Annotated in this window: 13 protein-coding genes; 1 reads left to right on the top strand and 12 read right to left on the bottom strand. The window is 63.8% G+C overall.

The window, feature by feature from the left end; genetic code table 11:
• Positions 1-23 precede the first annotated feature (23 nt).
• From KNN17_RS06955 to KNN17_RS06945, 3 genes are read right to left on the bottom strand one after another with little or no spacing between them, the layout of a single operon-like run.
• Complete coding sequence (locus tag KNN17_RS06955) at positions 24-1,406, bottom strand: amidase (RefSeq protein ID WP_241708069.1); 1,383 nt, start codon at positions 1,404-1,406, stop codon at positions 24-26.
• Entirely contained in the window at positions 1,399-1,587 is a 189-nt protein-coding gene (locus KNN17_RS06950; protein ID WP_241708068.1) for a hypothetical protein, read from the bottom strand. Before KNN17_RS06950 ends, KNN17_RS06955 begins: the two co-directional genes overlap by 8 nt.
• On the bottom strand, positions 1,584-2,987 hold the full coding sequence (locus tag KNN17_RS06945) for an amidohydrolase family protein (protein ID WP_241708067.1): 1,404 nt from the start codon (positions 2,985-2,987) through the stop codon (positions 1,584-1,586). The genes KNN17_RS06950 and KNN17_RS06945 overlap by 4 nt, the downstream gene beginning before the upstream one ends.
• A 95-nt stretch (positions 2,988-3,082) precedes the next feature.
• Here KNN17_RS06945 and KNN17_RS06940 point away from each other — a divergent pair, with 95 nt between their 5' ends.
• Positions 3,083-4,003, top strand: a complete 921-nt coding sequence (locus tag KNN17_RS06940; protein WP_241708066.1) for a polysaccharide deacetylase family protein — start codon at positions 3,083-3,085, stop codon at positions 4,001-4,003.
• On the opposite strand, the gene KNN17_RS06935 is transcribed toward KNN17_RS06940, so the two are convergent.
• From KNN17_RS06935 to KNN17_RS06895, 9 genes are all read right to left on the bottom strand, one after another.
• Entirely contained in the window at positions 3,993-4,673 is a 681-nt protein-coding gene (locus KNN17_RS06935) for a maleate cis-trans isomerase family protein (RefSeq protein WP_241708065.1), read from the bottom strand. The genes KNN17_RS06940 and KNN17_RS06935 overlap by 11 nt on opposite strands.
• Before the next feature lie 41 nt (positions 4,674-4,714).
• The gene (locus tag KNN17_RS06930) at positions 4,715-5,332 is read right to left on the bottom strand and encodes a helix-turn-helix domain-containing protein (RefSeq protein WP_241708064.1); all 618 of its coding nucleotides are present in this window, start codon (positions 5,330-5,332) and stop codon (positions 4,715-4,717) included.
• Positions 5,333-5,490: 158 nt separating this feature from the next.
• A complete protein-coding gene (locus tag KNN17_RS06925) occupies positions 5,491-6,225 on the bottom strand; it encodes an aldolase/citrate lyase family protein (protein ID WP_241708063.1) in 735 nt (244 codons plus the stop codon).
• Complete coding sequence (locus KNN17_RS06920; protein WP_241708062.1) at positions 6,225-6,626, bottom strand: cupin domain-containing protein; 402 nt, start codon at positions 6,624-6,626, stop codon at positions 6,225-6,227. The genes KNN17_RS06925 and KNN17_RS06920 overlap by 1 nt, the downstream gene beginning before the upstream one ends.
• A 29-nt stretch (positions 6,627-6,655) precedes the next feature.
• Complete coding sequence (locus KNN17_RS06915) at positions 6,656-7,579, bottom strand: polysaccharide deacetylase family protein (protein WP_241708061.1); 924 nt, start codon at positions 7,577-7,579, stop codon at positions 6,656-6,658.
• A gap of 85 nt (positions 7,580-7,664) precedes the next feature.
• Positions 7,665-8,489, bottom strand: a complete 825-nt coding sequence (locus tag KNN17_RS06910) for an MBL fold metallo-hydrolase (RefSeq protein WP_241708060.1) — start codon at positions 8,487-8,489, stop codon at positions 7,665-7,667.
• Complete coding sequence (locus tag KNN17_RS06905) at positions 8,486-9,211, bottom strand: hypothetical protein (RefSeq protein WP_241708059.1); 726 nt, start codon at positions 9,209-9,211, stop codon at positions 8,486-8,488. The genes KNN17_RS06910 and KNN17_RS06905 overlap by 4 nt, the downstream gene beginning before the upstream one ends.
• Before the next feature lie 29 nt (positions 9,212-9,240).
• Positions 9,241-9,915, bottom strand: a complete 675-nt coding sequence (locus KNN17_RS06900) for a cysteine hydrolase family protein (protein ID WP_241708058.1) — start codon at positions 9,913-9,915, stop codon at positions 9,241-9,243.
• A 103-nt stretch (positions 9,916-10,018) separates the two neighbouring features.
• The gene (locus KNN17_RS06895) at positions 10,019-11,611 is read right to left on the bottom strand and encodes an ABC transporter substrate-binding protein (RefSeq protein ID WP_241708057.1); all 1,593 of its coding nucleotides are present in this window, start codon (positions 11,609-11,611) and stop codon (positions 10,019-10,021) included.
• Positions 11,612-11,656 lie beyond the last annotated feature (45 nt).

The raw sequence follows: 11,656 nt of genomic DNA, 5'->3' as shown, positions 1-11,656 counted from the left end.
ACAAAGTTCACGGCTACTACGGATCAGTGCAGGACCGGCACACGGGCGTGCCACGAAGTGTGTTTCTCGTAGACGTGCGCGATGCCCAAGAGATCTGCCTCCGCGAATTCCCGGCCCAGGAAATGCATCCCGACCGGCTGTCCTCCGGCAAATCCGCAGGGGATGCTCAATCCGGGCATCCCTGTGAGGTTGGCCGGCGAGAGCATCATGAGTGCGCTGGAGAGGGAATCCTTCCCCGTTGAGCCGGTCAGCGAATGGGACATGTCCGCTTCGATCGGCGCGATGGACGGCAGCGTCGGGGAAACCAAGGCCTGGACCCCTGCGTTGTCCATGGCAGTCCGCAGGGAGGCCCGAAGATACGAGCGCACCTGATGCGCGAACTGGACGTCCTCGCGCGGCACCAAGGCACCGGTTTCGATCATGATGCGGGTTCCGCGAAGATACTTGTCAGCGCTCCCGGCCAGCAGTTCGCGATGGTGCTCGACCGATTCGGACAACGAAATCGCCAAGCTCGCGGGCAGGGCCATCTTCAGTTCGGGGAGGGACACCTCAACTACCTCCACTCCGAGTCCTTGCAAAACAACCAAAGCCTGTTCAAGGACCGCATCCACTTCCGGAGTGACCTCCCACTCGGCCCAGGCGCCACGATCCACCGCCACGCGGGTCAGGGCCGGCATCGCCTGTGGGAGCACCATCTCCGGCAGCCGGGCCGCGTTCTCCGGCCCCACCATGCCACGGAGCATGGCCGCACAATCCGCCGCGCTTCGAGCGATGGGACCGATGTGGTCGAGAGTATGGCTGACGTTGAGCACGCCTGAACCGTCCACCAGTCCGGCCGTGGCTTTGAGGCCCACCAGCCCATTCACCGAAGCCGGATTCCGCACCGATCCGCCGGTATCCGTGCCCAGGGCGCCCGGCGCACTCCCGACGGCCACGGCCACACCCGAACCGATGCTGGACCCGCCGGCGTAGCGCTCCGCCCCCCAGGGATTTTTCGACGGCGGGGTTCCCTGTCCGAAGGCGAACTCATGGGTCACCGTCTTGCCCAGGATCACCGCCCCGTTCCGCCGCAGGTGCCGGACCACGCCGGCGTCGTCGGACGCAACGCGGCCCTTGAGCGCCGACGAGCCGCCTTCAGCAGGCATCCCCCGCACATCGATGACGTCCTTCACACCCAGCGGAATCCCGTGGAGCAATCCGAGGAACCCGCCGCGCGCCGCGCTATTGTCCGCGGAGCGCGCCGCGTTTCGAGCGCCGTCCCGGTCGACGTAGGCCCAGGCATGCACTGCATCTTCCGTGGCTTCAAGCCGTCCGATGACGGATTCGACGAGTTCGGCCGCCGAGAGCTCGCCGCGGCGCAGGAACCCTGACGCCTCGGCGATTCCCAATTCCCATGCTTCAGTCATTCGCTCCACCTTCCGGGGCTTCCTGCAAACGTCCGGGGTCGAAATCGGCCCTCAACGCGGCCATGCCGCGCTGAAAGTCATTGAATGAGCGTTCGACGGCGGCGGCGTCCTCTTGCTGGATCGCCTCGCCGACCAGCTCGATGAGCCGCGCGGACTGCTCCGGAGTCAGCTGCCCGCTCACCGGCGCGCCGCCGGAGTCAGGCGACCGTCCCGCACCACGCAGACGCCACCGACGAAGACGAAGCGTACGTCCCGGAAGTCCGCAGCGCTGGCGATGACGACGTCGGCATCGCGCCCGGGCTCAATCCGCCCACCGTTCGGCGCAATCCCCGGAATCAACCCGGCCACTGCCGACGTCGCCATGGCCACCGCTCCGGCCAAGTTTCGGTAACCGCGCTCGGCCACATCCTGCACGGCCGAGATCAGCTCGTCGTGATGGCCCTCGTGGCCGTAGTCGGTGGCGAGGACCTCGACGAGTCCGGGCTCCTGGAGCAAGACATCCCAGTGCTCCCGCGTGGTCACGGTCTGTTTACGGTGCAGGAGGTCGAAAACGGAAACTTCGGCATACCAGCCACGGTCCCTGCCTAGCTTGGCCAGCGCGAGGGCTTCCGCCGGAGTGTGCGAGGGGTGGTTGGCGTGGGAAGCGATGACACTCGCCGCCGCCCCAGACGTCTTGGGGCCGCCTGACGTGATCCCGGGTGCCCCATCCATCAGTTCGCGCATGACCCGAGCTGTCGCGGCTGCACTGTGCAGGATCACCGGCACGCCATATCGCGCCGCGGCCTGGACGCCTTCCCGGATGCCGTTGAGTGCCGGTTCGATGGAAGGCAACACGGAATCCGCGATGATGTTCCGCAATTCGACGAGCTCGATCTGACCCTCCAAGCCGGCTTCGGCGGCCGCGACGCGGAGTTCGGCCATGTCGCATGCGTCCGGGTCGATGAACCGGCCAAGCACGGCTTCCTTCATGCGCCGGGCCTGCGCCGAGTGCACGCGAACCCCGCTCGCACTTTCAATGGCGCGAGGGATGTAGCTCAGGTCCTGCCCTCCCCCGCCGAGGGTCTGACCGCCGCCGAGCTCACCGATCGCAATCGCGCCATCGTCGAGCATCTTCTCCACAGTGCTGTGGCCGGACTGCGCAGGCAGCCCCCTGCCGTCGGCCATACGGGCGGCCCGCTCGGCTTCGGGCAAGTAGGTCGTCGCTCCCCGGACGTGGACAGCATGGCGCCGGTCCGCCTCCCGGACATGGTCCATGGTGCAAAAGCCGCAAAGGTTCAACACCGTGGTGGTTCCCGCAAGAAGGTGGCGGTCAAGATTCGCCAGCCACTCGTCGTCGGGCAGCGCGGGGGCACCGCTGGGCATGAGCGGGCCCGGAGTCACCCCGTGGACGTGGCTATTGATGAGACCGGGCATCACGACGCATCCGCTCGCATCGATGACCTCGCCGTCGAAGGCGTGATCGAGGTCCCAACGCTCAAGAACGTCGGCGACGCGCCCGTCACGCAGGATGACCGCTCCTGATTCGACCACCGTCTTGCCTGTACCTGGCACGACGGTGCCACCGAGGATGAGCGTAGACATTCGACTCCCTATCGATTACGTTCATAATATCGAAGTATCTTCACTATAACCACAGAGTGCAAGTACCAGGGTATAAGGACAGAGGAGATTCCACAGTGCCACTCCCCACCACCGCTCGGGATTTCGTAGGCTACGGCGAACATCCACCGGAGTTCAGCTGGCCTGGCGGTGCGCGCGTCGCCGTGTCCGTGGTCATCAATGTCGAAGACGGAGCCGAGCGCAGCATCGCCCGCGGAGGACCTGCAGACGATCTTGGCGCCCACTGGATCAAGCACCCCGCCCACCCTACGGTCCGGAACCTCACGCTGGAATCGGCTTTCGAATACGGATCCAGGGCAGGCATTTGGCGGGTGTTGCGCATTTTGAGGCACCACGACGCAAGAGCAACCGCTTTCTGCTGCGCCACGGCACTCGAGCAAAACCCGCAGATCGCGGCTGCGCTCGTCAGGGATGGCCATGAAATTGCCGACCACGGCTACAACTGGGACACGCACGCCGGGCTCGCTCCCGAGGAGGAGCGCGCGCTCATTGCCGCGTCCCGCGACTCGATCTCCAAGAGCACCAGCGTTCCGCCCACGAGCTGGTACTCCCGAGACGGACTCAACCCGGGCACGCGGGACACTCTCGCCGCCGCTGGATTCACGTATGAGTCCAATTGCTTCAACGATGACTTGCCGCATTTTGGAACCGGGATGGACAACGCGGGGAAGGACGGAGCCGGGTTGCCGGTGTTGCCCTACGCCGGTGACACCAACGACTCGGGCCTCTTCAGGCAGTTCCCCACGGCCACCGATTTCGCCCGCCAATTGTGCGGCACGCTGGACATGATGCTCACTGACGGCAGGCCCGGCCCGTCCGTCATGAACGTGGGCCTCCACCCGCGCCTTATTGGCCGGCCTGCCTACGCAGCCGCCCTGGACACGTTCCTGTCCCATGCGGGCAGCAGCCCGGCGTGGATTGCAACCCGATCGCAGATCGTCCAGGCCTGGCTGCTCACAACGAGCCCTAGGCGCTAGCGAGCAGCGCGCCCCATCCCGTGATCCGGCGCGCAGTTCCGGCCAGCCGGAGGAGATGCCACAGGGTCGCTGTTGCGCTGTCGACGACGGGCACTCCGAATTCGGATTCGAAGCCGGCCGCCAGATAGGCCGAGCGAAGGTTCGTCCCAATACAGACGACGGCATCGACGTCGGAGCCAAACGCGGGCCTCATCAGCGCGCCGATTTCCGCGCCGGACAATCTCGAGATTTCCGGGTTGGACATTGACGTCATGGGCACCGAGGAGCGGACTACTTCGAGGCCGCTGGCGGCGTACTCACGTTCAATAAGCGCCATGATGCTCGCGGGGCCGGGAAAAACGACGGCGACCCGTCCGGCGTCGAGCGCGTCGAGTGCGGCCACAAGAGCCAAGGATGCGGTGGTGGCCGGCGCACCGGTGGCCGCCGTCAATGATTTGGCGAGTGCCCGGTCCCCTTCGAGGCCGGTCCAGGAACCCGACGTTCCGTGGAACGCGATGGCATCCAGCTCCGCATCGCTGAGCAGTGACGGCGCATCGCCGAGAACCTTCGCATCGATGCGGTCATCGAGGTCTGCCGGGAGCCGGAAACGGCTGTAGTGGACCCCGACGTCCGGCGATCCGGCCAGGATATCGGAAGTCAGCGACTCCGCGTTGGAGTTCGACGACGGCACAAGCATCCCCAAGCGGGAAGAGGGGCCGGGCGGGCGGTTCGTCAATGGGACTTACCCAGCGACGGCGGCGTCGAGATCGCCACCATGACTGCCGCGGTGTCCGTGTGGTTGCTCCACCAATGCGGCAGGGTTGCGTCATAGGTCAGGCTGTCGCCCTCGCCTAAGGTGAATTCCTGCCCGCCGACGCTCGCCACGAGCGTGCCGGTCTGGACAACAACACATTCCTCACCCTCGTGCGAGTGCGGAACCTCTGCGCCGTCGAAATGCGCAGGGATAGTCATGTTGATGACGCCAAGCTTCCGGTCTGCATCGGGCACGATCAGTTCCATAACGATCCCTTGGGAAGGAATCTCAATGCGGCGGCGATCGGCTCGGCGCACCAGCATGTGGTTCTGCGTCTCGCTGGGGTCGGTGAACATGCTCGCCAGCGGCACCCCGAGGGAATTGGCCAGGCGAAGGAGCGTGGCGAATGACGGATTACCGATACCGCGCTCGATCTGGCTAATCAGGCCGGCGCTCACACCGGCCCGGTCGGCCAACTCTTCCACCGTGAATCGCCCGGCACGCTGCTCCTTGAGCATGGCGCCCAAGTGGGTGATCCACAGGTTGCGGTGCAGAGTGTCATCGTCGTCGACTTTAACAACTTCCGTGCTTCCCAATACAGCTCCTCAGTGTTTCAGCACTCATCAGTATATCGAAGAATCGTCAACTAAACGAAGAATCCTGGCAGGATCCTCCGGCGTCGAGCCCGTCTTCATCGTCACAGCATGCCAGCATCGGTGTCGCTGCAGAAGAACCACGCGGCTCATTTTCGGGACTAACACCTCGTCACGCGCGTCTCGGGAGCGACGGCATCAGCCAGCTGCGCGATCCTCGAGGCAAGCTCCCGCTCCCAATACACCGCGGCCCGATCGGCGCCCCGGGCATGGACATCACCGGCACTGGCAATGTCGGCCGCGGGAAGGCCCACGCTTTGGCCGGCAGCCCCGAGGATATCGACGACGCGCTGGACGGATTCTTCGAGGGGGACCGCCCCCGGCCTCCCTTGTTTCAGCAATTCGCCGGCAAGGTCCGTGGGACCCACCCAGCCGCCGTCGAAACACTCCAAAGCCACGAAATCCTCGACGGCATCGACGGACTCCGTTGTCTCAAAAAGCACCGTGAGCCGGGGCTCCAGCGAATAGTCCGCACCAAACGCCGAGGCGAAGGAAGCCTGTTTCGGCCTGGACCCGTGAGGACCGAACCTCGTCGCCCGGTGAGCCCGTTCAAGTTCTTTCGGATGCCGCACCCTGGGCAGGACAATCTCGTCCACGCCGGTGTTGGCGAACGCCACCAGGGTCATGTCATCAAGGTCAGGGACACGGACAGCGACCCGGGTATTGGCGCCGGACAGCCGCTGCACCGCATCCGCGCATTGCTGCAGCGTCAACGTTGTCTGCTCTGCGTCGAGGACCACGAAATCCAGGTTTCGGTAGGCAACCACGGACAACAGCGTGGGAGTCGGCTCGGCCGTAATGAGTCCGACCTGGCGGACCAGCGATGGCGCCGCCATCACTCGTCCGCCACGAACTGCCAGTCGGCGGGCTTGCTGACGCCGACAACCATGTTCACGTCGTCGTCGCCGTCGTTGGTAATGCCATGGGTGGTGCCTCGGGGAATGTAGATGCCATCGCCAGGCTTGGCCCGGTACTCGGCATCGCCCAGATGGACGAGGGGCTCGCCCGAAATGACCACGTAGAATTCCGAGGCATCGGGGTGGTGATGGCACAAGTGATGTTGCCCGGGGAGGATCCTGCCCCAACTGACGCACAGATCGTCGGAGCCGCTCAGGTCACGCGAGATGAGCGTGGAGACGAGGCCTTGGTCCCTTTGTCCGCGAAGTCCCGTTTTCTCCAGCGCCGTGAAGCCTTGTTCATCCACGTTGTGGACCAGGCGTGAAATATCCGTGGCCATCGGAGTCCTTTCTCGCGGCATTGACGTCTTCACGCGCGGCCTTCGTACGCTGCTTCGAGCTGGCCGGCGGCAGGCGGGTTGGCGATCCACCATCGGGCAATTTCCTCCCTTGTGGCAAACCAGACATCGTTCCGAGCACGGGCATACTCCAGGAAGCGCCTGACCCCCAAGGCGACGCTCGGCCGCCCGCCGATGCGCAAGTGCACTCCCACAGACATCATCCTGGGCACGGTTTCCCCTTCGATCAGAAGGCAGTCGAGGCTGTCCTTCAGTACGTTGAAGAAATCATCCGCGGTTCCGAGGCTTCCCGGGCCCCAAAACCTCGCATCATTCGTGTCGCCCGAGTAAGGGACAACGAGGTGGCGGGATTCCCCGGCGGAGACGAAGTACGGCAGGTCGTCCGCATAGGAATTCGAGTCATAGAGAAAGCCCTCGTCCTTGAGGATCGCGCGGGTGTTCTCCGTGATTCCCTCGCGGACGTACCAACCCACGGGCCGGACACCCGAGACTCCCTCTATCGCCTCCACGCAGGCACGGATTTCGGCGAGTTCTTCGGCCGGAGTCATCCCGACGGTTCCGCGCCATTTATAGCCGTGCGCGCAGATCTCGTGTCCATCGCGGACGATCGCCTGGGCGGCCTCGGGATTTCGTTCCAGGGCTGCGCCGCACGCCATGAATGTCGCGGGGACGTTGTAGTCACGGAGCAAAGCCAAAAAGCGCCAGATACCCACCCTGCTGCCGTACTCGAAGAAGGATTCCTTCATCAAGCTCCGCCGGCCCGGATCCGAAGACCAGCCACCGAAAATCGTGACGTCCTCATCGTTTTCATCACCGGCTTCTATGGAGCTCTCCGCGCCTTCCTCGTAGTTGATGACCATGGAGATGGCCACCTTGGCACCATTCGGCCACGTCACGACCGGGGGGTTTTCCCCGTATCCAATGAGGTCTCGCATTGACTCACTCCTTGCCGTTCGTCGCTACCAATCGAAGCGTCGAGTTTCTTGAATTCATTATATTGAATCAAATTTCACTATACAATCAGTGGCCTTCCGCATAGACCTTTCTGTGCGCGGCCAGTGACGTCCTGAGCATTCCGTCGACGTCGTCGATCACGTTGCCGTGAGCCGGGCCGATCAGTTTCGTGGGAAGCGTGTCCAGTACCGCTTCGATCGCCTCGAAGGCATCGCTGACGTCCACGAACTTCGTCCAGTAAAGAGCCCGGCCCGTGCCATACGCCGCTTGGTCCACGGTGGGAGGTACAGGCATCTCGCCCGACAACAAGCGGCATTGGCCCGGAAGATGGACCGGTTCGTCGTCCTCCTCTGCGTCCACGTCTCCGCCTAGAGCGGGGACATCGTGGATAAAGGAGAAGCCGTCCGAAACGAACATCATCCGGGCGCCGTCGTCGTGGCCCCAAAGGGTGTTCTCCAGGTCCCGGATGAAAGCCGGGAGGAAGCGGAACTCACGGTCTCCGAGATCGATCCGGCTGCCAGCCGCCTGTGTCCGGAACCTGGAGCGGTATTCCGGGAAATGCAGGTGATAATCGCGGACGTCACCCACCACGAGCGCCTCGGGATACCTGTCAAGCAGGGCAGGAAGGTTCCCGGCGTGCGGGATCTCGGGATGGGTCGGGAAGACATAATCCAAGGGCCGTCCATCGAGAACCAATTCCAGCTGGGCAAGAAGGAGGGTCCGGTGAGCCGGATCCCCAGTGTCCACCAAGAGCGTCGCTTTGGAACCCACCACCAGGTAGGAGGACACATGGTAGTGGACCTCCTGCCCCTGGGCGTTGGCCGAAAGGCACCCACCCAGCCAGTAGGTTCCGTCGGCAAGCCATCGGAGATCGACCGCATCGTTCTTCACTGGATCCCCATCTCCTCGATTGCCCACGCAAGCTCCGAAGCTTGCTCAAGGCACACGTCCGCGCCAACAAAGGGAGCCCCGTAGCCGGGGCCGACGGCGCGGACTTCGCGGTCCCGGAAGATGTCCCTGATATTCCTGGCGATGGGCCCGGTATCCGCCCCGGTGAGCCAGCGGAATTTCCGGAGTCCCTCGCGGGTCTCCAGCTCGGCGCTCCCGCCGTGGGTAAACGCATCCGAGGTCAGGAGCCCGCCGGATTCCGGATCGAAGACCCAGAGCGTCGGCAGGAGCCTGAGCAGCGGTGAGATGAGTTCGACGACGACTCCGTCCAGCACTTCTACACGCCTCGATGTCCCAGGATCCACGGCAATCCGCTTGGATTCGGCCTTCGAACGGGGCACCGTGATGCCGCCGGTGTACCAGACCGAGCCAACCGCGAAGTGCTCCTCGATCGCCGGGATGTTGAGGCAACATTCCATTTCGGTCCGGGTGAGGACAATGGATAACGGCTCTCCGGGTGAGAGCAGCCGGTCAAGCTGTTCGATGATCTCCTCTTGGTGAAGGCGAATCCCGGTGTCCACCAGCACCGAACCGGACGGCCCCCTGAGCAGGTAGCTGTTCACCGCCTGCGTACGCCGAACGCCGGGCGGGCACCAGCTCACGCGCTCGTCCAGTTCGATGTCTCCGCCGACCCGGTGGATCCGGCCGCTCAGTAAACCGCGCATTGTCACTCCTTCCCCTGGATCCGGATGGTTCAGGAGGTGCTGGCTGTCTCCCAGACAGCAATTGCTTCATCGAGGGTGCAGACGTCGTGCCGGGCCCGCATGACGGTCAACGCGGCGTCGTGCACCACCGTGTCGTAGGCTCCCACCGCGTCCTCGAGCAGCACAGCGTAGAAGTCGTTGTGCACGGCGTCGCGCAGGGTTGCTTCCACGCAGCCACCGGTGGAAACGCCTACGAGCGCCACCGATTCAATCGCTTGACTGCGCAGCAGCAAGGCAAGTTCGGTGGCGATGAAGGCGCTCGGGCGTCGCTTGGTGATCACGACTTCCCCGTCTTCGGGCATGCAGGGTCCGCAGAATTCCGTCGCGGGGTCGCCTTTGGCACTGAGCTTGCCGAGGTCTATGGGGCGTCCGTTCGCCGCGGTATAGAGTGCACGCAGCCAAGCGGCCGGGGAGCTCGCGCCGTCGGGAAGGTTCTCGACGCGAATGTGGAAAACCGGTACCCCATTGGCACGTGCCGCGGTAATGGCCCGCCCGCATTTTTCGACAACGGACGGCATCATGCTCATGTCATGCCCGGAGTCCCCGATTGCGCCTCCGTGCGAAACAGCTCCTACCTGCATGTCGATGACAACCAGGGCCGTGGTGGCGGGATCGAGCAGTTCCTCGAGGGTGTCGCGGACGGTTTTGCCGCAGATTTCAATCATGGCTTTCTTCCTTCAGGGGATCTGGGGTCAAAGCGGATCCGGGGTCGGGTGAGTCCTGGCCGGCGGTCGCCCGCCGGCCAGAACCAGGTGTTTCTTGGGGTTGCTACTTGCCCAGACCGGCGAAATACACCTGGTCGTTGGTGAGCGGGACCGCGCCCGTCAAGGTGTCCTGCTTGACGATCAGGTTGCGGACCTCCACCAGGGAAAGGATCGGAGCGCCTTGGTCCACCAGTCCGGCCATCTTCTTGAGCAGGGCTGCCCGCTGGTCCGTATTGGTGCTCGGGGTGGCGGCCAGCTGAGTCCGGGTGGCGTCGAATTCAGGATTGGACCATCCGGTGCTGTTGCTCGGAGCTCCCGTGGAGTAGAACGCGTAGGTGTAGAACGCGGGATCGGCAATGACGATCGGCTCTGAGTACAGGACTGCCTGGAAGCGGCCGTCAATGAGCGCCGAGGAGAAGTCGGTCGGGCTCGCCACGTTCAACAGCTGCACCGTGATGCCCACCTTAGCCAACATCGATTGGATGAGGACGGCTGAACTCTTCGCGACGGGGCCCGGGCGGCTTACGCTGTAGCTGAGCGTCAGCGGGAAACCGTTCGCGTACTGGGTCTGAGCGAGCAGCTTCTTGGCCCCGTCGGGGTCGTATTTGTAGGTGGGCGAATCCTTCACCGTGGGAAAGATCGAGCCCGCGGGGTCCGCGAGGCCGGCGTAGGCGCCCTTGGCCAAGGCAGCACGGTCGATCGCCATGGAAACTGCCTGGCGAACCTTCTCATCAGCCAGCGGACCGGTCTTCGTGTTGAACATCATCGTGTCGCGGGTCTGGCTGGTGCACTTAAGGACACTGACTCCACTGACGCCCGTCATGGAGCTGTATTGGTCATATTCGAAGCCGTTGGCAATCTGGGCCTCGCCCATCTTCACCAATTGGGTCCGGGTAGCGGTGTCGGGAACAGCCTTGACCACAACCCTCTTCACCGAGCCCCGGTCGCCGCCCCAGTTCGGGTCAGCGGTCACCGTCAGGGACGTACCGGGAGTAAACTCCTCGAGCTTCCACCCGCTGTAGTCGGCCAGGTTTTTCGAGAGCCACTTGTTGGCCGTGGGGTCATCCGGGGTGACGTGAAGTTTCGCTTCCTTGCTGTCGTGGATGTAGAAGAGATTGTTCTGAAGTGACTCGAGCGTGTATGACGTCATGCCCAAGGTGTTGAGTTCCACAGTGCGGTCATCGATCACGGTGACGAGGTTGTCCACGTTGAATCCGCTGCTCTTGAGCGTCCCCTTCATGACGGGCTGCCGGACCATGCCGATCGCCAGGCTCCATTTCACGTCTTCGGCCGAGAGTGTGTTTCCAAATTGGCTCGTCAGCTTCCGTAGCTTGACGATGACACCCTTGCCGTCCGGTGCTGGTGCGGCGCTCTCGGCGAGCCGACCGGTGACCGCGGTAGACGGCGTCGAGCATGATTGGTCATCCGTCGCGCCGGATTTGTACTCCAGCAACTGGGAACCGAGGCCACTGAGCACCACGTGCGATGCACTGCCGCCCCAAGGGGCGGGGGTGAGGCTGTCCGGGAGGGCGCCGACTGCGATGACGACCGACTCCGGCTTGGCCACCGCCGCGGTGGGAGTGGCTCCCCCGCATCCGGTGAGCGACACAGCTGCCGCGGCTGCGACCCAGCCGAGCAATAAACGCGAATTCTTCATAAGCCTGGTTCCAATTTCTGTACAGAGGGAAAGGACGTTTTACGA

Source organism: Arthrobacter bambusae, assembly GCF_022606295.1.
Taxonomy (GTDB): domain Bacteria; phylum Actinomycetota; class Actinomycetes; order Actinomycetales; family Micrococcaceae; genus Arthrobacter; species Arthrobacter bambusae_A.
Note: the sequence above shows the minus strand (reverse complement) of the source record. Positions and strands in the feature narration are given on the sequence as shown.